Genomic DNA, 22,619 nt, shown 5'->3' on the forward strand with positions numbered 1-22,619 from the left:
GCCGGATAGTTGGCGGTTTTTTTTACTGGCTCATTAGATGGTTAAGCATTAACGCCTTTCATCCCTTCTTCGGAATAACGGCTACCTTTAATCGAAATCGTTCTGTGAATATTATTCAGCGCCACGACATCTGACGCTTCCAGTACCAGATCGGCAGCGGCAGCATTCTCTGCCAGATAATTTACATTCTTGGTTCCGGGGACAGGCACCGTTTTATCATACTGCGCCAGTAACCATGCCAGCGCAATCTGCCCCGACGTGCAGTGGTACTTTTGCGTGAGCGGTGCAATAGCGTCTAACAGCTTAAGATTATGATCGATATTATCCTGCTGAAAACGCGCGTTGTTCCGGCGGAAGTCCCCTTCCGGGAAGTCCGCGTTCTTCAGATATTTACCCGTCAGAAAACCCCGGCCCAGCGGCGAATAGGGCACTAACCCAATCCCCAGCGACTTCACCATCGGCAAAATGCTCTCTTCAATATCGCGCGTCCACAGCGAGTATTCGGTTTGCAGCGCCGTCACTGGAAACACGGCGTGCGCTTTTTGCAGGGTGGCAGCAGAGACTTCGCACAGCCCGATATGACCAATTTTCCCTTCCTGCACCAGGCGGGACAAACAGTGCATACTCTCTTCAATGTCTGCCTCTTTATCCACGCGGTGAAGATAGAAAAGGTCTATTTTTTCCACGCCCAGACGCTGTAAAGATTCATGGCAGCAGCGAACAATATAATCCGGGTGATTATTTATTTTTCGCGCATAGGCAGCATCAGGATCGCGGTCGATGCCACATTTAGTGGCCACTTTAAACTGACTGCGCGTATGAGGATCAAGCTGGGCTAAAAAATGGCCGATAAGCCGCTCGTTATGACCCCGCCCGTATAAATTTGCACTATCAATGAAGTTCACGCCCGCATTCGCCAGTTGGCCGAGCAGTGCCAGAGACTGACTGTCGTCTGTTTCACCGTAAAATTCACTCAGCCCCATCGCACCGTAGCCGATAGCACTTACGCTCAGATCCTGACCCAGCTGTCTTGTTTTCATAACCCCTCCATAAAATGAAATCGTATTCTTTCATGGTTGAGTGATGCGCTGAATTTCAAACCAGGCGATACCTTTTAGGTATCATCGCTGCGGGCAAACAGCGGTAGGAAGAAAGTCGCTGACAGGGTAAACTATTCCCTTACTTTATTATGGATTTACTTGAGGATGATAATGGAAACTTTACCTCCCTGCCCAAAATGTCACTCAGAATACAGCTGGCAGGATGGCGCAATGCTGAACTGCCCCGAGTGCGGACATGTCTGGGCTGACGGCGCAGATGCAGCCACCGAGGATATGCTGATGGTGAAAGATGCCAACGGTAATCTGCTGGCCGATGGCGACAGCGTCACGGTGATTAAAGACCTCAAGGTCAAAGGCAGTTCCACGCCGCTGAAGATGGGCACGAAAGTGAAGAGTATTCGCCTGGTGGAAGGCGACCATAACATCGACTGCAAAATCGATGGCTTTGGTCCCATGAAGCTGAAGTCTGAGTTTGTGAAAAAGAACTGATCCCGGCCAGTAGCCGCCGCGCTACTGGCACTCTCTTTGCCCACCTGATTTGCCCTCACGTCTGAAACTGCTAGTATCACAAGGCACAATCTTCATGTGTTAAGGGCGTGCGGCGCTCAACGGACCGGCTCAATATTTCCCCAGGGGGGCAGAGTGAATAAGACGTTAGGCGTGTTTTTCCCGCTTTATACCACGACGCTGTTAATGCTGCTCGGCTCCGGGCTGCTGACCACCTACGTATCGCTACGACTGACCTCGGCCCATGTGTCCGGAGGGTTGATCGGGGCGATTATTGCTGCCAACTACATTGGCCTGGTCATCGGTGGCAAAGTCGGCCACTTTCTGATTGCCCGCGTCGGCCACATTCGCACCTATGTCTCCTGTGCCGGCATCATTACCGCCGCGGTGCTGTGCCACGGGTTAACCGGGTTTATCCCGGTCTGGGTCGGCCTGCGGTTGATTATCGGCCTGTGTATGATGTGCCAGTATATGGTGCTGGAAAGCTGGCTCAACGATCAGTCTGAATCGGAACAGCGCGGCAAAGTCTTTGGCTGCTATATGGTAGCGACCTATCTTGGCATGTCACTCGGGCAGGTGGTGCTGATGCTGCAAACCGACCTTGGCCTGAGTACATTACTGCTGATCGCACTCTGCTTTTCACTCTGCCTGGTGCCTATTGCGCTGACTACACGTACGCACGCCCGTCAGCTTTCTCCCGCCCCGATGGAGCTGCGTTATTTCGTTGGCGCTATCCCGAAGGTGCTGGCTACCACGCTGGCCATTGGAATGCTGGTCGGCTCTTTTTACGGCCTTGCGCCCGTATACGCCAGCCAGCAACAGCTCACAACCGGGCAAACCGGTCTCTTTATGGCTATCGCTATTTTTGCCGGGCTGGTGGCGCAGTTCCCGCTCAGCTGGCTGTCTGACCGCTATAACCGAACCCTGTTGATGCGCCTGAATGCCATTGTGCTGATTGTTGCCGCGCTGCCGCTGGCGATCCTGCCGCAGATCAGTTTTTCGCTGCTGCTGGTGCTCGGCTTCGTTGTCAGTATGCTGCAATTTTCACTCTACCCGCTGGCGGTAGCACTGGCCAATGACCTGGTTGAACCGGAACGACGTGTATCACTGGCCGCGTGTCTGCTGATGGCCTTTGGCGTGGGAGCCAGTATCGGACCGTTAGTGGTGGGGCTGCTGATGGAACCGCTGGGCGGCAATACCCTGTACGCCTTTTTTGCCCTGTGCGGACTGATGATTGTGGGTCTGAGCAGAACAGTGAAAGAAGATGCGGCACAGTTCGTGGAGGATGCACCGGTTCCCCATATTGCGATGCCAGACAGCCTGATGAGTTCTCCGCTGTCTCCTGCACTGAATCCCGCATTCGATGAGCAGATGATCGAGGAAACCATGCCGTCATTTGACAGTGAGACTGAAAGTGAGGCGGAAGAGGAAGAAACCCCGCCAGTACAGGGTGCCGACCCCGATGAAGAGACCGGTCTGAAGAAAGCCTGGGAAAGGCTGTAAGCGATCAGGCTTAACGAACGCCTTCTCTGAAAATTCCGGTTGCAGCTAAGTCGGTTGGAACGCAGCAAACCTGCGATTCCCCCGACTTAGGCTCACTTTTCCAGTTTTACGTATTTATACTTAAGAAATTCAGCAAGATAACGGCATGTCGAGGAACGATGTCACCCACAAGCTGTGCGGGCGGGCAAAAAAACGAGCAAACAGGGAAGCCCCTTATGTCACGTCTTATTAGCCAGTATCAACATAACACGCTGTTGTGCAGATATTAATGACTTCAGCGAGCCCTGTTAGTCCTTCAGAACTTAAATTAAACCCTGCGCATAAGCATAACGAATCAACTCAATGTTTGATGAAACACCCAGCCGTCGCATTGCATTATATTTTTGCGTGGAAATGGTGCTTATCGTTCTGTTCTGTCGCTGTGCAATTTCAGACAAGGTATATCCGGAAGAAAACAGCCTAATTACCTCTAACTCTTTTGGGGTAAGTGGACTTCCTTTCTCCTGACCTTTTACCAGGTAGTTCTTAATGTATCTTAAAGAGGATGAAAAATAATATCCAGACTGAGTAGTAATATGTTGACACGCCTGTAAAGTTTCTTCCACCGGGTCAGCTTTGCTAATAATTGACTTAACACCATAATCACAGGCACCTCTGAGAATTGCCGTATTATTTTGTGATGTCAAAAGAATCACTTTCACATCAGGAAAGCGCCCCTGTAACGCGCGAAGCTTGGTAAAACCATCCATTGCTGAACGATCGGAGCTCAATGAAAAATCAGTAATGACGATATCCGTTGGTGCAGAAGCCAAAACCGCAAGCAAACTCTTTCCACAAACCGTCTCACTGGTTATGGAAAAGCGATCGCTATTTGCTAAAAGCATTTTTATTGAATTAATGATATGCGGGTGGTCGTCAGAGATAGCCACTGTGTATCTGTTGTACATACATCCTCCATGTGGGTTTTCATCCCGAATCAATAAACGAACTATTAAAGATCGAATACGAAAATTATCTTAATTGCGAGATATACGTCATGGCAAGCATTTGCGTCAAATAAACAAACATGACACTTGCATGGGGCTATAAAAGAATGAAAAAACCCTAAAAAAGAGTCGCCAATCATCACAACTCATAAAATTACGATAATTTTAAATTAATATTGACTAATAAACGATTTCAAAAACACTTATCATTTATTTACGCAATTAAAATTCACAGAAAGAACCATCACGTTAAGAAGACACGTACGAATACCTTTTGAAGAAAATTTGTCATCAAAATCCCCCCTGCGAAAATTTCAGTCGCCGTTTGGGCCTGAACCCCTTAGCATTGCCGCCAGGTTTTGAGGAGAAGGCTATGCTACTCACTGTACTTTACATCATCGGTATCACCGCAGAGTCCATGACCGGGGCGCTGGCCGCTGGCCGCCGTAAGATGGATATGTTTGGCGTTATCATCATCGCATCTGTTACTGCAATTGGTGGGGGATCGGTACGCGACATGCTGCTGGGCCATTATCCGCTTGGCTGGGTCAGGCACCCCGAATACATTATCATTGTGGCCGCTGCCGCCGTGATAACCACGCTGGCTGCCCCGTTGATGCCGCACCTGCGCAAAGTTTTTCTGGTGCTGGATGCATTAGGTCTGGTGGTATTTTCCATCATTGGGGCTCAGGTTGCACTGGATATGGGACATGCCGGGATCATTGCGGCTATCAGCGCGGTCGTCACCGGGGTCTTTGGCGGCGTACTTCGCGATATGTTCTGTAATCGCATTCCTCTGGTTTTTCAGAAGGAGCTTTACGCCGGGATCGCCTTCGCCTCCGGCTGGGTCTATATCCTTCTGCTGAAAACGACGATGGCAACCGAAACCGTTATTATCATCACGTTATTCGCCGGGTTTAGCGCGCGTCTTTTAGCACTGCGTTTCAAACTGGGGCTACCGGTATTCAATTACCCCCACGGTGACCACTAGTTACGGGCTGGCTGATGCTTCCAGCCATTTGATTAGCCATTCCACTTCCTGATGATGCAGATAAGCATAAATTTTCTCCGCCCGTCCGGGACCCACGCCAGGCTGCTGCTGCCACTCCTGCACGCTGCGTGACAGTAAAGGGGCCCAGCTATCGTCTAAGATCGAATGCATTGCCCGGACGGGTATGGGCACGCCCAGTGCCCTGACCCAACGTTTAAAAGGAAGCTGACGGCTTAAACGAAACTGTTGCCTGAAAGCCTGCGCTTTTGCCTTGCCGATTCCCGCAATAGCCTGTAGCTGCTCCTCTGACAACGTCAGCCATGAAAACAGGTGACTCAGGCTTCCTGACTGCATTAACTGCTGCCAGCGCTGTCGCCCCATCCCCGTCAGGTTAAGTACTGATTTTCCGCTTAACCACTCCAGCCTTGCCAGAAACTGCTGACGGCAATCCGGTGTGGGATGAAAACAGCTCAGTGCATGGAACAGGGTGCTATCAGGCGGGCGGGGCGGGTCGCGCTGCGCAACGCGCCAGAGTACGCTATCCAGTCGCGGGATCCCCTGTCCGGCCAGGCTGATACGAACCTGATCGCCTGCGATGACGTCACGTTGCCGCCAGCGGGCCACTGACCCCACGCTCACCCGGGTGATACGTTTATCATCCAGTTGTACCGGCTGAAGCGTTAACACCACACTGATTTTTCCCGTGCGACCTACGGAAAATGATACTGACTGCACTTCGCCGGACACCTGCGGCGGGGGATATTTCCATGCCACCGCCCAGTCTCCGGCATCTGGCATCCAGCTATTGCCTTTCAGATCGGGAATGGCGTGTACAACAACCCCATCGGTGACGAACGGCAGTGCCTGATGAAACCAGCGCTCACGCCACGCCTCCACCTCTTCCGCATCCTTCACCCTGCGTGTCCAGTCGCTGATATCAGGGAAGCCAGCGTTACGCAGCCCGGACAGCCGTTGTGCCAGCGTTTTGGGTCCGTCCGGCCAGGCCCAGACAAACAGCCCGATGTTGCGCAGCACGCCGCCCGGGTTTTTGGCTCTCATTGCTCCAGCCACGATGGCGCGGGCATTTTTTCCCCCATCAGCAGCCTGGTGGTGATCGTTCATCATCAGATACAGCTCCCCCTGAAAAACCTGTTGCCCGGAGGAAAGCGGTATAACGCCGGGAATAGCCCCGATCGCCCTGGCGCTGGCCGTCCAGTCTTCGCCGGTAATCCCATCCCCCCTGCTGATCATTTTCGCCAGAATACCGTCCCGATAAACCAGCGTGACCGCCACACCATCCACTTTTGGCTGTACCACCAGGTCCTGCTTATTCTCCATCCATTTCGCCACCGCCGCTTTTCCCGCCAGCTTCCTGACGCCAACGTGGGCAACAGGGTGCAGCACGTGTCCATCGGTGCTCAACTGCGGCCGACGGTCACTGGCAGGATGAAAACAGCGCTGCCACTGCTCCATTTTGCCCTGCAACGCATCGTAATCAGCATCACTTATCTGACTTTTTCCCTGCCGGTAATAAGCGTCATCCCACTGCGTTAACTGCGCACCCAGTGCGCTGATCTCCGCCTCTGCACGTGCAGGCGTCCAGACCGGGCATCCGGCAATGGCCGCAGAACTGAACATCCACACCAGCCCTATGACGTAATGCATCCTTTGCTCCTGCTTTCCTGTTGGTAAGGACAGCAGTACAACGCAGCTCCGGACGTATAGCGAGGAGGGAAATGGTCATCTGGGAAACGGCTTCAGAACTTCCGCTTTCAGCCCACATCAGCTGGCAATAATTTGCGGGATGCTGTCTGTTTTTTAGAAAAAACGGGTTAACACACCCTAAACGCTGCATGACAGGCTGCACCTGTGTATACTGTGCAGGAAGTAGACTCCGCTTTATTGGCATATCAAGAATAATCATGGCTCAAGGCACACTTTTTATTATTTCCGCCCCCAGCGGCGCGGGTAAATCCAGCCTGATTCAGGCACTGTTAAAAACGCAACCGCTGTACGATACCCAGGTCTCTATCTCACACACCACGCGTGGCGTCCGGCCCGGTGAAAATCATGGAGAGCATTACTACTTCGTCAATCACGACGAGTTCCGCTCCATGATCAGTGAAGATGCGTTTCTCGAACATGCTGAAGTGTTCGGTAATTATTACGGAACCTCGCGTAAGGCGATTGAGCAGGTGCTGTCGACCGGCGTTGATGTGTTTCTTGATATCGACTGGCAGGGTGCAAAACAGATTCGTGAGAAAATGCCGTCCGCACGTAGCATTTTTGTGCTGCCACCGTCGAAGGACGAACTGGACCGCCGCCTGCGAGGGCGCGGCCAGGACAGCGAAGAAGTGATCGCTAAACGTATGGCGCAGGCCGTTGCAGAAATGAGTCATTACGCAGAGTACGACTATCTGATTGTGAATGATGATTTCGACCTGGCGCTGTCCGACCTGAAAAATATTATTCGCGCAGAGCGTTTGCGCATGGCTCGTCAAAAAGCCCGTCATGATGCTTTAATCAGCAAACTATTGGCAGACTGAGGACAACTCAGTATGATGCCCAGTCATTTCGTCACCACCCGTGGAGTATCACACTTATGGCACGCGTAACCGTACAGGACGCAGTAGAAAAAATTGGTAACCGTTTTGACCTGGTTCTGGTAGCAGCACGTCGCGCACGTCAGATGCAGGTTGGCGGCAAAGACCCACTGGTTCCGGAAGAGAACGACAAATCTACCGTTATCGCGCTGCGTGAAATCGAAGAAGGCCTGATCACTAATCAGATCCTCGACGTTCGCGATCGCCAGGAGCAGCAAGAGCAGGAAGCCGCTGAAATGCAGGCTGTTACCGCTATTGCTGAAGGTCGTCGTTAATTCGCTTTGAAGGCCCGCCTTGTATCTGTTTGAAAGCCTCAATCAGCTGATTGAAAGATACTTGCCTGAGGAGCAAATAAAGCGCCTCAAGCAAGCTTACCTTGTCGCACGTGATGCTCACGAGGGACAGTCACGCTCCAGCGGTGAGCCTTACATCACCCATCCGGTTGCCGTAGCCTGTATCCTGGCTGAAATGAAGCTCGACCATGAAACACTGATGGCCGCCCTTCTGCACGACGTTATCGAAGACACCCCTGCCACCTACCAGGATATGGAACAGCTGTTTGGTCAGACTGTTGCGGAACTGGTAGAAGGGGTTTCCAAACTCGATAAGCTGAAATTCCGCGACAAAAAAGAAGCGCAGGCTGAAAACTTCCGCAAGATGATCATGGCGATGGTGCAGGATATCCGCGTCATTTTGATCAAGCTGGCTGACCGTACGCATAACATGCGTACTCTGGGTGCGTTGCGTCCCGATAAAAAGCGCCGCATTGCCCAGGAAACCCTCGAAATTTACAGCCCGCTGGCACATCGTCTGGGTATTCACCACCTTAAAACCGAGCTGGAAGAACTGGGCTTTGAAGCTCTGTATCCGAACCGCTATCGCGTGATTAAGGAAGTGGTGAAAGCGGCACGCGGCAACCGTAAGGAGATGATTCAAAAAATCCTTTCCGAAATTGACGGTCGTCTCGAAGAAGCCGGCATTACCCGTCGCGTCAGCGGACGTGAGAAGCACCTCTACTCCATCTACTGCAAAATGCACCTGAAAGAGCAGCGATTCCATTCCATTATGGATATCTACGCTTTCCGGGTCATTGTGCGTGATGTCGATACCTGCTACCGCGTACTGGGCCAGATGCACAGTCTGTACAAGCCGCGCCCTGGCCGGGTCAAAGACTATATTGCGATCCCCAAGGCCAACGGCTATCAGTCCCTGCACACCTCAATGATCGGCCCGCACGGCGTGCCGGTTGAGGTACAGATCCGTACCGAAGATATGGATCAAATGGCAGAGATGGGGGTCGCCGCGCACTGGGCTTATAAAGAGCAGGGCGAAAGCAGCACCACGGCACAGATCCGCGCCCAACGCTGGTTACAGAGCCTGCTTGAGCTGCAACAGAGCGCCGGCAGTTCGTTTGAATTTATCGAAAGCGTTAAATCCGACCTGTTCCCGGATGAAATTTACGTCTTCACTCCGGAAGGGCGTATTGTCGAACTCCCTGCCGGTGCGACACCGGTGGACTTCGCCTATGCCGTCCATACCGATATCGGTCATGCCTGCGTCGGCGCACGCGTCGATCGCCAGCCTTATCCGCTGTCGCAGTCGCTGACCAGTGGCCAGACCGTAGAAATTATTACCGCACCGGGTGCCCGCCCGAATGCGGCGTGGCTGAACTTTGTTGTCAGTTCCAAAGCGCGCGCCAAGATCCGCCAACTGCTGAAAAATCTCAAACGCGATGACTCGGTCAGCCTGGGCCGTCGCCTGCTCAATCACGCTCTGGGCGGCAGCCGCAAGCTGGCCGAAATTCCAGAAGCTAACGTTCAGCATGAGCTGGAGCGTATGAAGCTGGCCACGCTGGACGATCTGCTGGCTGAAATTGGCCTTGGCAATGCGATGAGCGTGGTGGTGGCGAAAAACCTGCAGCAGAGTGACCAGAGTACGGCGCCAGCAACGGGCACATCCCCTGCCAGCGGGGCACGCAGCAAGCTGCCAATCAAAGGTGCCGATGGCGTCCTGATCACTTTCGCCAAATGTTGCCGTCCCATCCCCGGTGACCCGATTGTGGCGCACGTCAGCCCGGGCAAAGGCCTGGTGGTACACCATGAATCCTGTCGTAATATCCGCGGTTACCAGAAAGAGCCTGAGAAATACATGGCGGTAGAGTGGGATAAGGTGACCGAGCAGGAGTTCGTGGCTGAAATTAAGGTGGATATGTTTAACCACCAGGGCGCGCTGGCTAACCTGACGGCGGCCATCAACACCGCGGGTTCCAATATTCAGAGCCTGAACACCGAAGAGAAAGACGGTCGTGTGTACAGCGCCTTTATCCGTCTGACGGCACGCGATCGCGTTCATCTGGCAAATATCATGCGTAAAATTCGCGTGATGCCGGATGTGATCAAGGTGCACCGCAACCGCAATTAAGTCAGAGACGGCGCACCGCTCCGTCTCTTGCTGCTCCCCGATCGCCGGTCTGACGGAATGACTAATTTTTAGGGAGTCTGCTTCTCATGAATGCTCAACGTTATGCCCGCATCCGCGCAATGCTTGCCGCCCGTCAGCATGACCTGACGGTCTGTATGGAGCAGGTGCACAAACCTCATAACGTTTCCGCAGTGATCCGCACCGCTGACGCCGTTGGCGTGCATGAAGTCCACGCCGTATGGCCAGGCAGCCGTATGCGCACCATGGTCTCTTCCGCCGCAGGCAGCAACAGCTGGGTACAGGTGAAAACTCACCGGACCATATCGGATGCCGTTACCCATCTCAAAGATCAGAACATGCAGATTCTGGCTACCCACCTCTCTGACAAGGCCGTTGATTTTCGTGAAATCGACTACACCCGCCCCACCTGTATCTTAATGGGGCAGGAAAAAACCGGGATCACCCAGGAGGCGCTCGACCTCGCCGATCAGGATATTATCATTCCGATGATCGGGATGGTGCAGTCGCTGAATGTCTCTGTGGCGTCAGCACTGATCCTCTATGAAGCCCAGCGCCAGCGGCAAAATGCCGGCATGTACCTGCGTGAGGAAAGCACACTGGACTATGCAGAGCAGCAGCGCCTGCTGTTCGAAGGGGGTTATCCGGTTCTGGCCCGCGTGGCCAGGCATAAGGGACTGCCCTACCCGGAAATTAACGATCGGGGTGAAGTGGTGGCGGCGCCGGAATGGTGGGCCACCATGCAGTCGAAGGCGCATAAATAATGCAGGGCCGTCTGCTCGATGCCGTCCCGCTGAACACGCTGTCCGGCGTGGGTGCCAGTCAGGCGGCAAAGCTGGCTAAACTCGGCCTGCTGACGGTACAGGATCTGCTGCTGCACCTGCCGATGCGCTACGAAGACCGTACTCAGCTGTATGCCATCAACGACCTGCTGCCGGGTATTTACGCCACAGTAGAAGGGGAAGTGCTGCATTGCGACATCTCGTTTGGCCGTCGTCGTATGCTCACCTGTCAGATCAGCGACGGTAGCGGCATACTGACCCTGCGCTTCTTTAACTTCAATGCGGGAATGAAAAACAGCCTTGCCGCCGGCCGCCGCGTTACCGCTTATGGCGAGATTAAACGCGGTCAGCGTGGCGCAGAGATTATTCATCCCGAATATAAGGTTCAGGGTGAAAGCAGCGTGACAGCGCTCCAGGAGACGCTGACGCCCGTCTATTCCACCACGGAAGGTGTCCGCCAGGCCACGCTGCGGAATCTCACTGACCAGGCGTTAACCCTGCTGGACACCTGCGCCATTGCCGAACTGCTGCCGCCGGAGTTAAGTCAGGGCCTGATCAGCCTGCCCGCGGCCCTGCGCACCCTGCACCGGCCACCGCCGGATATGGCCCTGGCCGATCTGGATAGCGGCACCCATCCGGCACAGCGACGCCTGATTATGGAAGAGCTGCTGGCGCACAATCTCAGCATGCTGGCGGTGCGTGCTGGTGCCCAGCGCTATCACGCCCTGCCGATGGAGGCCCGCCACAGTCTGAGTGACAAGCTGCTGGCTGCCCTGCCCTTCAAACCGACTCATGCCCAGGCACGCGTGGTGCGTGAGATCGAAACCGATCTTGCCCGCGACTACCCGATGATGCGTCTGGTTCAGGGTGATGTGGGCTCAGGGAAAACGCTGGTTGCGGCGCTGGCCGCGCTGAATGTCATTGCCTTTGGCAAACAGGTGGCGCTGATGGCCCCCACTGAGCTGCTGGCCGAACAGCACGCGAATAACTTTCGTCAGTGGTTCGCTCCGCTGGGGCTGGAAGTCGGCTGGCTGGCGGGTAAGCAAAAAGGCAAAGCCCGTATCGCTCAGCAGGAGGCCATTGCCAGCGGCCAGGTTTCGATGATTGTTGGCACTCATGCAATTTTCCAGGAGCAGGTGCAGTTTAACGGCCTGGCGCTGGTCATTATCGATGAGCAGCACCGCTTTGGCGTCCACCAGCGTCTGGCGCTGTGGGAAAAAGGCGAGGAGCAGGGTTTCCATCCGCATCAGCTGATTATGACTGCGACGCCCATCCCCCGTACCCTGGCGATGACCGCCTATGCAGACCTGGATACCTCCACCATCGATGAAATGCCGCCGGGCCGCACGCCAGTGACTACCGTGGCGATCCCGGATACGCGCCGGGCCGATATCATTGCCAGAGTGAAACAGGCCTGTGGCAGCGAAGGCCGCCAGGCCTACTGGGTGTGTACGCTGATTGAGGAGTCTGAGTTGCTGGAAGCGCAGGCGGCAGAGGCCACCTGGGAAGAGCTGAAACTGGCCCTGCCCGAGCTGAATATCGGGCTGGTACATGGCCGCATGAAACCACAGGAAAAACAGGCCGTGATGCAGGCCTTTAAACAGGGTGATATTCACCTGTTAATTGCCACCACGGTTATTGAAGTCGGCGTGGATGTTCCCAATGCCAGCCTGATGATTATTGAGAACCCGGAGCGCCTGGGCCTGGCACAGCTGCACCAGCTGCGCGGCCGCGTCGGCCGCGGGGCGATCGCCTCTCACTGCGTGCTGCTGTATAAAGCACCGCTGAGTAAAACGGCTCAGAAGCGCTTACAGGTACTGCGCGACAGCAACGATGGTTTCGTGATTGCCCAGTGCGATCTTGAAATTCGCGGTCCGGGCGAGCTGCTCGGCACCCGACAGACCGGGAATGCCGAGTTCAAAGTGGCCGATCTGCTGCGCGACCAGGCGATGATCCCTGAAGTCCAGCGCGTGGCGCGTCATATCCACCAGCACTATCCTGAGCAGGCCGTCGCACTGATTGAACGCTGGCTGCCGGAAACCGAACGCTACACCAACGCCTGATCCGACGGGTTGTTCACGTCGCGCGAATAAAGTCGGCAGCAAAGCGCTGCACCAGACGGATCAGCTCGTCTTTATCCTGCCGTGGCCACTGGCTGAGATACCGCTGACAGTGGCGTTCACGCACCACATCCACACGCTGAATTATCTCTTTTTCCGCAGGGGCGACGACGGTTTCCTGCACGCACCGATCTTTTTCGCCTTTCTGGCGTACAACCAGCCCAGTCCGATCCGTTTTGCCACCGGTACAGGCTGCCGGTACAGGGAAAAAGGCCAGACGATGGCAAACGATTGCTTTTGCGCTAAAGAAGATTAAAATCGCCCCTTTATTGCCCCCGGGAAACCTGAAGATGTCCGTTAAAACCCAAGATGCTGCCACCGACCGTAGCCCTGTTGCTACCGCCAAAAGCGAACTGATTTACCGCCTCGAAGATCGCCCGCCATTACCACAAACCCTGTTTGCAGCCTGTCAGCATCTGCTGGCGATGTTTGTGGCGGTCATCACCCCTGCCCTGCTGATTTGTCAGGCCCTGGGTCTGCCCGCGCAGGACACGCAGCACATTATCAGCATGTCGCTTTTTGCCTCCGGCGTGGCGTCGGTTTTGCAGATAAAAACCTGGGGGCCGGTGGGTTCCGGCCTGCTGTCGATTCAGGGTACCAGCTTCAACTTTGTCACCCCGCTAATCATGGGTGGCCTGGCGCTGAAAAATGGCGGCGCAGACGTACCCACCATGATGGCGGCCCTGTTCGGCACGCTGATGCTGGCTTCCTGCACGGAAATGGCGCTGTCGCGCGTGCTGCATCTGGCGCGCCGGGTCATTACCCCGCTGGTGTCCGGGATTGTAGTAATGATCATCGGTCTGTCACTGATTCAGGTCGGCCTGACGTCCATCGGCGGTGGCTTTGCCGCGATGAACGATCACACCTTCGGGGCGCCAAAAAACCTGCTGCTGGCCGGTGTGGTGCTGGCGGTGATCATTCTGCTGAACCGCCAGCGTAATGCTTACCTGCGCGTGGCCTCCCTGGTGATCGCGATGGCGGTAGGATACCTGCTGGCCTGGGCCATGGGCATGCTGCCGGAAAATACGTCACCCGCGAATACCGCGCTGATCACCCTTCCTGTGCCCTTTTATTACGGACTGGGCATCGACTGGAACCTGCTGATCCCTCTGATGCTGGTGTTTATGGTCACCTCGCTGGAAACCATTGGTGATATCACTGCCACCTCTGATGTCTCCGAGCAGCCGGTCAGCGGCCCGGTTTATATGAAACGCCTGAAAGGCGGCGTGCTGGCCAACGGCCTGAATTCGTTTGTTTCCGCACTGTTTAATACCTTCCCTAACTCCTGCTTCGGCCAGAACAACGGTGTGATCCAGTTAACCGGCGTGGCCAGCCGCTACGTGGGCTTTGTTGTCTCGCTGATGCTGATTGTGCTGGGGCTGTTCCCGGCGGTGAGTGGCTTCGTGCAACATATTCCTGAACCGGTACTCGGCGGTGCAACGATTGTCATGTTCGGTACCATCGCCGCGTCCGGCGTGCGAATTGTGTCGCGTGAGCCGCTTAACCGCCGCGCCATCATGATTATTGCGCTGTCACTGGCCGTCGGCCTTGGCGTGTCGCAGCAGCCGCTGATACTGCAATTTGCCCCTGACTGGCTTAAAACGCTGCTCTCCTCCGGCATTGCCGCCGGGGGTATCACTGCGATCATTCTGAATCTGGTGTTCCCGCAGGAAAAATAAACCGGTTCCTGCCATTCTGGAGACGTGTGGAAATTTCACCCGGTCGCCGCATGCAGGTTGAGATGCGGCGATAAATCAGGCATAACAAGCCATTACCAGAATTCATAGGGATGGATACGATGAAGTTTCTCGGAAAAGTTTTGCTCACGCTGCTGCTGTTTCTACTGCTGGTGGTCGTGGCCCTGTATGTTTTGCTGCAGACTCAGTGGGGCGCGGGCTGGATCGGTCGCCAGGTCAGCGCCGACAGCGATTATCAGCTGTCACTCAGTAAAATGGAGCATAACTTTTCTGATCCCAGTCATCTGCTGTTGAATAACGTTTCCTTTGGCCGTAAAGGTCAGCCCGCCACGCTGGTCGCTAAGCGCGTTAACCTGGGCCTGGGTCTGGTCCAGTTCAGCAATCCCCTGCACTTTGCCAGCATCCGCCTTGAGCAGGGGACGCTGAATCTTAGTGAAAAAAGTGCGCCGCTCTCATTACAGGCTGACCGCCTGCAACTCAGCCAGATGGCGCTGAACCGCAACGAGGGTCAATGGCCACTGCAGGCACAACGCGTCGATGGCGGCGTCATGCCGTGGAAGCCGGAGGCCGGTAAGCTTCTCGGCAATGAGGCCCGCTTCCAGATGAGTGCCGGTTCGCTGACGCTTAATGGCGTTCCGGCCGCTAACGTGCTGATCCAGGGAGATCTGAAGGGACAACAGCTGCAGTTCAGTAATCTGGGTGCCGATATGGCGCTGGGCTCCGTGACCGCCAGCGCGCAGCGCGATGCAAACGGCACGTGGCAGGTTTCTACTCTGCGACTGAACAGCATCCGCCTGCAAACGGATAAAACACTACGCGATTTCCTGCAGCCGCTGGGTGAGCTGCCGCCGGTGCATTTTGATCGCATCGATGTGACCGATGCCCGCCTTGAAGGCCAGGACTGGGCGGTGACCGATCTCGACCTGAATTTAAAAGATCTGAGCCTGAGTCAGGGTGACTGGCAGAGCGATAACGGTTCGTTGTCAATGAACGCCAGCAGTTTTGTGAATGGCAGCCTGCAGTTGAACGATCCGATTGCCAATATGGACTTCTCCCCCCAGGGCATCGCCATTACGCAGTTCAGCTCACGCTGGGTCAACGGTCTGGTGCGGGCGCAGGGTAACTGGACCCGCAGTGACAGGAAACTGACGCTGGACGAACTGGTAATTGCCGGGCTGGAATATACCGTGCCGCTCAACTGGCGCGATCGCTGGATGCAGCCGCTGCCCGCCTGGCTTGACAGCGTGGAGGTAACGAAATTTAGCGCCAACCGTAATCTGATCATCGATATCAATCCGGATTTCCCTTTCCAGATGACCGCCCTGGACGGCACCGGCAGCCGTCTGCTGATGGCGCGTGAGCATCAGTGGGGTTTCTGGGCAGGGAATCTCAGCGTCAATGCCGCCGAGGCGACGTTTAATCGCGTCGACCTGCGTCACCCGTCGCTGACCCTGAATGCGGATGATAACCATATCAACGTGACGGAAATGAGCGCCTTCAGCCATGAGGGAATGCTGGAGGGACTGGCAACCGTGTCGCAACAGCCCCAGCGCGCCCTCTCCCTGACGCTCACTGGCCGTCAGGTGCCGGTTAATCTGCTGAATGACTGGGGCTGGCCACAAGTCCCCTTACAGGGCAAAGGTAATCTCCAGTTAAAACTGCAGGGGGCGTTGACGGCAGATCGGACCTTGAGATCCTCGGCTAACGGGACGCTGGCAGTCAGCACCGGAGACAGAACCGTTCAGCAAACCATGCAGGCAGGCCAGGTGCCCGGCGCGCAGTAAATTCCGATCGGGGCATTATCTGCCCCGTCCGGGCTTCGCAACCTCACGCGGGTAAGGTATAGTCCGTTTTTTTACGGGGGAACCATGCTGACCAATTCATCCATTCGTCTGAACAAATACATTGGCGAGAGCGGTATCTGCTCACGCCGCGATGCCGACCGGTATATCGAACAGGGAAACGTTTTTATCAACGGCAAGCGTGCCTCCGTCGGCGACCAGGTATTTGCCGGCGACGTGGTAAAGGTCAACGGTCAGCTGATAGAGCCACGTAACGAAGATGATCTGGTACTGATTGCGCTGAATAAGCCAGTCGGCATCGTCAGCACGACGGAAGACGGTGAGCGGGATAACATTGTCGATTTCGTTAACCACAGTAAGCGGGTGTTCCCTATCGGACGCCTGGATAAAGACTCGCAGGGGCTGATCCTGTTGACCAACCACGGCGATCTGGTGAACAAGATCCTGCGGGCCGGGAACGATCACGAAAAAGAGTATATCGTGACCGTTAACAAGCCAGTGACCGAAGAGTTTATTCGCGGGCTGGGCGCAGGTGTACCGATGCTGGGCACGGTGACCAAAAAATGCAAAGTGAAGAAAGAAGCGCCCTTTGTGTTTCGCATTACGCTGGTGCAGGGGCTGAACCGTCAGATCCGCCGTATGGCAGAACACTTTGGCTATGAAGTCACAAAGCTGGAGCGGGTTCGAATTATGAACATCAGCCTGAAAGGCGTGCCGCCGGGGGAATGGCGGGATTTGACCGATGATGAGCTGATCGCACTCTTTAAGCTGATTGAGGACTCCTCCTCCGAAGATAAGTCCGCGAAGAAGGCCCCGGCGAAAAAACCCGCGGTGAAAAAGCCCGCCAGCAGTGGAGCGAAAACGCCGGATAAAGTAGCTGCCAGCCCGGCGGGTCGTAAACGCTTTAACCAGCCGGGTCGCAAGAAAAAGGGCCGCTAAGGCACTTTTTTTATTGCCCGCTGCCCACGCCCGGCTCTAACGGGCCGTCCGGGTCGGCGGGCAGTACAATGTACACCCCTTCAAACACCGCACCCGACTCATCGTTACCAAACAGCTCCACTTCAAGCTGTACCCGTGCCTTGCGGCCTCGCGCCAGCCGATCAAGATCGCCACTCAGAGAACCCAGGTCAGCAATCGCGCCCGGCCTGCCGCTGATCGGTTTGCTGTAGCGAATATGAGCATCAGCCAGAATGATCGTCCCGCCCAGATGCCGCTCACGCAGCAGCAGCCAGATCAGTCCCCAACCGGTCAGCGTCGCCAGCGAAAACAGGCTGCCCGCGAACAGGGTGTGGTGAGGATTCTGATTGCCGGTTTCCGGCATGGTCGTGATAAATTTCTGGCCGGTATACTGCAGTATGCGCACACCCATTTTTTCACTGAGCGGGATGTGCTGATACCATGCCTGCTGGAGCTGGCCACACCAGTCAGCGCGATGCAGAATATCATCCAGCGTCACCACTGGCTTAATCATCAGGAAATGGCGTACCGGCGTGGTCTGCGGTGCGGTGATCTCCCCCTGATTGAGGTAGCCGAGCTTGGAAAAGAACTCAACGGCATCTTCACGCGCACTGCAGACGACGCGCTTAACCCCTTCCTGACGCGCTACCGACTCCAGGGTCATCGCCACCAGCGTACCCAGGCCTTTGCCCTGCACAGAGGGATGGACCGCCAGAAAACGGATAGCAGCTTCGTTGTCGGCATTAATATACAGACGCCCGATGGCCACCGGGTCCCCTTTCTCATCCACCACCATCTGATGGTGGGCCAGCGCATCCCAGGCGTCACGCTCCGACCCCATCGGCTGATGCAACGGCTTGCGCAGCATTTCCCAGCGGAACTGGTAATAGATATCTAACTCTTCTGCAGTTTCTGGCACACGGAGGTGATACATAAAATGGTTCTCTCTTTCAGGTCCCGCAAGGTCACTTCTGTGCCGTCCGGCTAATGACTTCACACCTGCAGCCAGAAGGTTACGGGGCCATCATTAATCAGCGCCACTTTCATATCAGCGGCGAAACGCCCGGTTTCCGTGGCGATCCCTTTATCACGACAGCAGGCGGCGAAATACTCATACAGCTCTTCAGCGTCGGCCGGCGCGGCACCGCCAGAAAAACTCGGACGCATCCCTTTTTTCGTGTCGGCCGCCAGCGTGAACTGGGACACCACCAGCACGCTGCCTCCCGCCTGCTGCACGTTCAGATTCATTTTGTCGTTGTCATCGGCAAAAATACGGTAACCCAGCACCTTATCCGCTAACTTTTGTGCGGTCTCCGGGGTATCCCCTTTCTCTACGCCCAGCAAAATCAGCAAACCTGGCCCGATTTCGCCGAGGGTTTCCCCCGCCACGGTAACGCTGGCGGAAAGCGCCCGTTGAATTAAGGCAATCATGATCCCTCGTTTTCTCTTTCTTGTTCTTCTTGTTTAAGCCGGCGGTAGTCGCCCAGCGTGGCGGTCACTTCCGCCCCTAATAAAACGATACACCATGTCCAGTACACCCATAAAAAAAGAATGGGGATAACGGCAAGCACGCCGTAAATCAACTGGTACGAGGGGAACATCGTAACATACAGCGCAAAGCCCTTTTTACCGAGTTCGAACAGGGCGCCTGCCACGACAGCCCCCACCAGTGCATCGCGTCCTGCTACCTGCGTGGTGGGGACAATGCTGTACAGCAGCCAGAACGACAGGCAGGAGAGCAGGAGCGGGAAAATACGCAGCCCGATGTCGACCAGCATGCTGACACCACTGACGGTTGCCCAGTGCAGCGACAGCAGATAAGAGCTGATCGCCAGACTTGCCCCCGCCAGCAGCGGCCCCAGCGTTAAAATCATCCAGTAGACCGCAAAGGAGTAAACCAGCGGCCGCTTACGTTTACTGCGCCAGATAACGTTGAGCGCGGTATCAATAGAATACATCAGCAACAGCGCGGTAAAGACCAGCCCGCCGACGCCCACAGCCGTCATCTTGCTGACATTGGCAACAAACTGCTCCAGATAGTTCTGGATAGTGGCGCCTGCCGCTGGCACGAAATTGTTAAAGACGAAGTTTTTCAGCTGAACACTGACATCTGAAAACATCGGAAAGGCGGCAAACAGCGCAAAAACAACGGCAATCAGCGGCACCAGCGACAGCAGTGACACATACGCCAGATGCCCGGCCAGCATCGTCATGCCGTCCTCGTCAATACGCTGCCAGAGCAGCTTTATCCACGCCCAGAAGGCCCGCAGACGGTGTCGGTAATGGTTTAAAACAGACATTCAGCGACGATCGGCAAAGAAAGCAGGCAGCACGCTGGCATCGGTGACAAGCAAACTGTGTATGCCCGCCTGGCGTGCGGCTTCGATATTATCGGGATTATCATCAAAGAAGATCGCCTCTTCGGCGGAGAAATCTTCTTCGTTTAACAGACGCTGAAAAATTTCCGGCTCAGGTTTCCGTACACCCATCTCCTGCGACAGATAAATTTTATCTGCGGCAGCCTGAACTTCAGGATACTGCGTTGGCCAGAACTGGCAGTGCAGGCGATTAGTATTGGACAGGATAACGACGCGTTCTCCCTGCTCACGCAGCCGCTGCATAATAGCAATCACCTCCGGGCGAACGCCAACGAACACGGCCTGCCAGCCGGCAGCAAACTGCTCATAGCTTAAGGGCAGCTCAAGCTCTTCACACATTTTATGCGCAAACTCTTCGTCACTGATTTCACCCCGTTCGTGCTGGTGAAAGCTCTCCCCCATTTTGAACCGGCTTTGCAGGGTCGCTAACGGTACACGGCTCAGATCGCTCCAGACACCGAGAACCCGGTTGAAATCAATATCAACAATGACGTTACCTAAATCAAAGATATACAGCATGGTCATCTCCTTTTGTTCCGGTGAGTTATTCACTCTAGCGGTAAATTGGAAGACTGAACAGGTGAGGGCTTTGAAAACTGCGGGGAAGATGAAACAGGAAGGACAGGGCCGGAGAAAACTCCGGCCCTGAGCAAGCGTGATTACGCTTCTTTTGGACCGCGGCTTGCGCGCTTACGGTCGTTTTCAGTCAGGTGACGTTTACGGATACGCACCGACTGCGGCGTCACTTCGACCAGTTCGTCATCATCGATGAACTCAAGCGCCTGCTCAAGGGTCATCTTCTGTGGCGGAACCAGCGTAGTGGCTTCATCCGTACCGGAAGCACGCATGTTGGTCAGCTTCTTACCGGTCAGGCAGTTTACGGTCAGGTCGTTTGAACGTGAGTGAATACCGATGATCTGGCCTTCATACACTTCAGCACCGTGGCCGAGGAACAGCTTACCGCGATCCTGCAGGCTGAACAGGGCGAACGCTACCGCTTTACCCTGGCCGTTAGAGATCAGTACGCCGTTCTGACGCTGGCCCACTTCGCCCTGACGCACGTCGTCATAGTGGCTGAAGGTGGAGTACAGCAGACCGGTGCCGGAGGTCATGGTCATGAATTCGTTACGGAAACCAATCAGACCACGGCTTGGGATCTCGTAGTCGAGACGCACACGGCCTTTGCCATCCGGATCCATGTTTTTCATGTCACCTTTACGCTCGCCCATCGCCTGCATCACAGAACCCTGATGCTGCTCTTCGATGTCGAGGGTCACGTTTTCGAATGGCTCTTGCTTACGGCCTTCGAATTCACGGAAGATAACTTTAGGACGGGAAACCGCCAGCTCGAAACCTTCACGACGCATGTTTTCAATCAGTACTGACAGGTGAAGCTCACCACGACCTGAGACGCGGAAGGCGTCAGCATCAGGGGTTTCTTCAACACGCAGTGCCACGTTATGCACCAGTTCTTTGTTCAGACGGTCAAGGATCTGACGTGAAGTCACATACTTACCTTCTTTACCGCAGAACGGAGAGGTGTTAACGCAGAAGAACATGGTAACGGTTGGTTCATCAACGCTCAGGGCTGGCAGCGCTTCCACATTCTGCGGGTCGCAGATAGTGTCAGAGATGTTCAGCTCGCCCAGACCGGTGATAGCGATGATATCGCCAGCTTCCGCTTCAGTGGCTTCGATACGCTCCAGGCCCATATGGGTCAGGACTTTACCGACTTTCGCGTTACGGGTTTTGCCTTCGCTGTTGATCACAGTGATCTGCTGGTTCGGGCGAACCTTACCGCGTTTGATACGGCCGATACCGATAACACCCAGGTAGTTGTTGTAGTCCAGCTGAGAGATTTGCATCTGCAGCGGAGCTTCCAGTTCAACCTGTGGTGGTGAGACGTGCTGAACAATCGCTTCGTACAGCGGGGTCATGTCTTCCGCCATATCGTTGTGATCCAGGCCTGCGATGCCGTTCAGGGCAGACGCATAGATCACCGGGAAGTCGAGCTGTTCGTCGGTCGCATCAAGGTTAACGAACAGATCGAAGACCTGATCAACAACCCAGTCAGGACGCGCACCAGGGCGGTCAACTTTGTTAATTACCACGATCGGCTTCAGACCATTAGCAAACGCTTTTTTGGTCACGAAACGGGTTTGCGGCATCGGGCCATCCATTGCATCCACAACCAGCAGCACCGAGTCGACCATAGACATCACACGCTCTACCTCACCGCCGAAGTCGGCGTGTCCTGGGGTATCCACGATGTTGATGCGGTAGTCATTCCATTTAATGGCGGTGTTTTTTGCGAGGATGGTAATCCCACGCTCTTTCTCCAAATCGTTGGAGTCCATTACGCGTTCGGTTGCTTCGGTGCGGGCATCAAAGGTCCCGGACTGCTGCAGCAACTTATCAACCAGGGTAGTTTTACCATGGTCAACGTGGGCAATAATGGCGATGTTACGCAAATTTTCGATCACAGCTTTGCCTCAGGCATTTAGAAATAGCGCGCTATTGTACACGGATTAATCGAAGGACTGAACAGGATCACATATTTCATATAAAGATAACTGTCCGGATTGCTTTTATAGCCATTTTCAGTGCAAAGAATGCACTGTGACGAAAAATTGCACCAAAACAGTGCCCATTAATCACTCAATAGCACCAAAATGGTGCGCGACTTCCATTGTGGTGCAGTCCCCGTTGTACGAGAGAGTGCATCATAGCGCTTTTTTCATGAAATAAAAAAGTTGGCATAGATTTCGCAATTACTCATTAAGCGAAAAACAC

20 protein-coding genes are annotated in these 22,619 nt (G+C 54.8%); 11 read left to right on the forward strand and 9 right to left on the reverse strand.

Going from position 1 to position 22,619, the window contains the following annotated elements:
- Positions 1-41: 41 nt before the first annotated feature.
- Positions 42-1,040 (reverse strand): aldo/keto reductase, encoded by a 999-nt coding sequence (locus K6L24_RS21115; protein WP_062746962.1) that lies wholly within the window; start codon positions 1,038-1,040, stop codon positions 42-44.
- Positions 1,041-1,211: 171 nt separating this feature from the next.
- Here K6L24_RS21115 and K6L24_RS21120 point away from each other — a divergent pair, with 171 nt between their 5' ends.
- Together K6L24_RS21120 and K6L24_RS21125 are read left to right on the forward strand one after the other, a co-directional pair.
- Positions 1,212-1,550 carry a zinc ribbon domain-containing protein YjdM gene (locus tag K6L24_RS21120; RefSeq protein ID WP_062746964.1) on the forward strand — a complete coding sequence of 113 codons (339 nt, stop codon included), beginning with the start codon at positions 1,212-1,214 and terminating at the stop codon, positions 1,548-1,550.
- Positions 1,551-1,703: 153 nt separating this feature from the next.
- The gene (locus tag K6L24_RS21125) at positions 1,704-3,071 is read left to right on the forward strand and encodes an MFS transporter (protein WP_118665110.1); all 1,368 of its coding nucleotides are present in this window, start codon (positions 1,704-1,706) and stop codon (positions 3,069-3,071) included.
- A 302-nt stretch (positions 3,072-3,373) separates the two neighbouring features.
- On the opposite strand, the gene K6L24_RS21130 is transcribed toward K6L24_RS21125, so the two are convergent.
- Entirely contained in the window at positions 3,374-4,018 is a 645-nt protein-coding gene (locus K6L24_RS21130; RefSeq protein ID WP_062746969.1) for a response regulator, read from the reverse strand.
- 412 nt (positions 4,019-4,430) lie between these two features.
- On the opposite strand from K6L24_RS21130, the gene K6L24_RS21135 reads away from it, so the two are divergent.
- Positions 4,431-5,048, forward strand: coding sequence for a trimeric intracellular cation channel family protein (locus tag K6L24_RS21135; protein ID WP_062746971.1), 618 nt, complete (start codon positions 4,431-4,433; stop codon positions 5,046-5,048).
- Here K6L24_RS21135 and ligB read toward each other — a convergent pair whose 3' ends face one another.
- Positions 5,049-6,713: an NAD-dependent DNA ligase LigB gene (gene ligB, locus K6L24_RS21140; RefSeq protein ID WP_118665112.1), complete on the reverse strand. Its 1,665-nt coding sequence runs from the start codon at positions 6,711-6,713 to the stop codon at positions 5,049-5,051.
- A 257-nt stretch (positions 6,714-6,970) separates the two neighbouring features.
- On the opposite strand from ligB, the gene gmk reads away from it, so the two are divergent.
- From gmk to recG, 5 genes are all read left to right on the forward strand, one after another.
- Positions 6,971-7,594 (forward strand): guanylate kinase, encoded by a 624-nt coding sequence (gmk, locus tag K6L24_RS21145; RefSeq protein ID WP_062746974.1) that lies wholly within the window; start codon positions 6,971-6,973, stop codon positions 7,592-7,594.
- 56 nt (positions 7,595-7,650) lie between these two features.
- Complete coding sequence (gene rpoZ, locus K6L24_RS21150) at positions 7,651-7,926, forward strand: DNA-directed RNA polymerase subunit omega (RefSeq protein WP_062746976.1); 276 nt, start codon at positions 7,651-7,653, stop codon at positions 7,924-7,926.
- Between the two features lie 19 nt (positions 7,927-7,945).
- Complete coding sequence (gene spoT / locus K6L24_RS21155; protein WP_062746978.1) at positions 7,946-10,072, forward strand: bifunctional GTP diphosphokinase/guanosine-3',5'-bis pyrophosphate 3'-pyrophosphohydrolase; 2,127 nt, start codon at positions 7,946-7,948, stop codon at positions 10,070-10,072.
- Between the two features lie 86 nt (positions 10,073-10,158).
- Positions 10,159-10,854, forward strand: a complete 696-nt coding sequence (gene trmH, locus K6L24_RS21160) for a tRNA (guanosine(18)-2'-O)-methyltransferase TrmH (protein ID WP_062746979.1) — start codon at positions 10,159-10,161, stop codon at positions 10,852-10,854.
- Entirely contained in the window at positions 10,854-12,935 is a 2,082-nt protein-coding gene (gene recG, locus K6L24_RS21165; protein WP_222681809.1) for an ATP-dependent DNA helicase RecG, read from the forward strand. The genes trmH and recG overlap by 1 nt, the downstream gene beginning before the upstream one ends.
- Positions 12,936-12,948: 13 nt before the next feature.
- On the opposite strand, the gene K6L24_RS21170 is transcribed toward recG, so the two are convergent.
- On the reverse strand, positions 12,949-13,116 hold the full coding sequence (locus tag K6L24_RS21170; RefSeq protein ID WP_162900998.1) for a hypothetical protein: 168 nt from the start codon (positions 13,114-13,116) through the stop codon (positions 12,949-12,951).
- Positions 13,117-13,282: 166 nt separating this feature from the next.
- On the opposite strand from K6L24_RS21170, the gene K6L24_RS21175 reads away from it, so the two are divergent.
- The 3 genes from K6L24_RS21175 to rluF all read left to right on the forward strand — a co-directional run bounded on the left by K6L24_RS21175 (position 13,283) and on the right by rluF (position 17,430).
- A complete protein-coding gene (locus tag K6L24_RS21175) occupies positions 13,283-14,671 on the forward strand; it encodes a nucleobase:cation symporter-2 family protein (protein ID WP_062746985.1) in 1,389 nt (462 codons plus the stop codon).
- Between the two features lie 119 nt (positions 14,672-14,790).
- Positions 14,791-16,473: an AsmA family protein gene (locus tag K6L24_RS21180; protein WP_062747040.1), complete on the forward strand. Its 1,683-nt coding sequence runs from the start codon at positions 14,791-14,793 to the stop codon at positions 16,471-16,473.
- Between the two features lie 84 nt (positions 16,474-16,557).
- A complete protein-coding gene (rluF, locus tag K6L24_RS21185) occupies positions 16,558-17,430 on the forward strand; it encodes a 23S rRNA pseudouridine(2604) synthase RluF (protein ID WP_062746988.1) in 873 nt (290 codons plus the stop codon).
- Positions 17,431-17,440: 10 nt separating this feature from the next.
- On the opposite strand, the gene fabY is transcribed toward rluF, so the two are convergent.
- From fabY to typA, 5 genes are all read right to left on the reverse strand, one after another.
- Positions 17,441-18,382: a fatty acid biosynthesis protein FabY gene (fabY, locus tag K6L24_RS21190; protein WP_062746990.1), complete on the reverse strand. Its 942-nt coding sequence runs from the start codon at positions 18,380-18,382 to the stop codon at positions 17,441-17,443.
- Positions 18,383-18,441: 59 nt separating this feature from the next.
- The gene (gene dtd, locus K6L24_RS21195) at positions 18,442-18,879 is read right to left on the reverse strand and encodes a D-aminoacyl-tRNA deacylase (protein WP_062746993.1); all 438 of its coding nucleotides are present in this window, start codon (positions 18,877-18,879) and stop codon (positions 18,442-18,444) included.
- Entirely contained in the window at positions 18,876-19,748 is an 873-nt protein-coding gene (locus K6L24_RS21200) for a virulence factor BrkB family protein (protein ID WP_062746994.1), read from the reverse strand. The genes dtd and K6L24_RS21200 overlap by 4 nt, the downstream gene beginning before the upstream one ends.
- Positions 19,749-20,345 (reverse strand): glucose-1-phosphatase, encoded by a 597-nt coding sequence (yihX, locus tag K6L24_RS21205; protein WP_062746996.1) that lies wholly within the window; start codon positions 20,343-20,345, stop codon positions 19,749-19,751. It abuts the gene before it with no gap.
- A 140-nt stretch (positions 20,346-20,485) separates the two neighbouring features.
- Positions 20,486-22,309, reverse strand: coding sequence for a ribosome-dependent GTPase TypA (typA, locus tag K6L24_RS21210; protein WP_062746998.1), 1,824 nt, complete (start codon positions 22,307-22,309; stop codon positions 20,486-20,488).
- Positions 22,310-22,619: the final 310 nt, after the last annotated feature.

This window comes from Erwinia persicina (assembly GCF_019844095.1).
Taxonomy (GTDB): Bacteria; Pseudomonadota; Gammaproteobacteria; order Enterobacterales; family Enterobacteriaceae; genus Erwinia; species Erwinia persicina.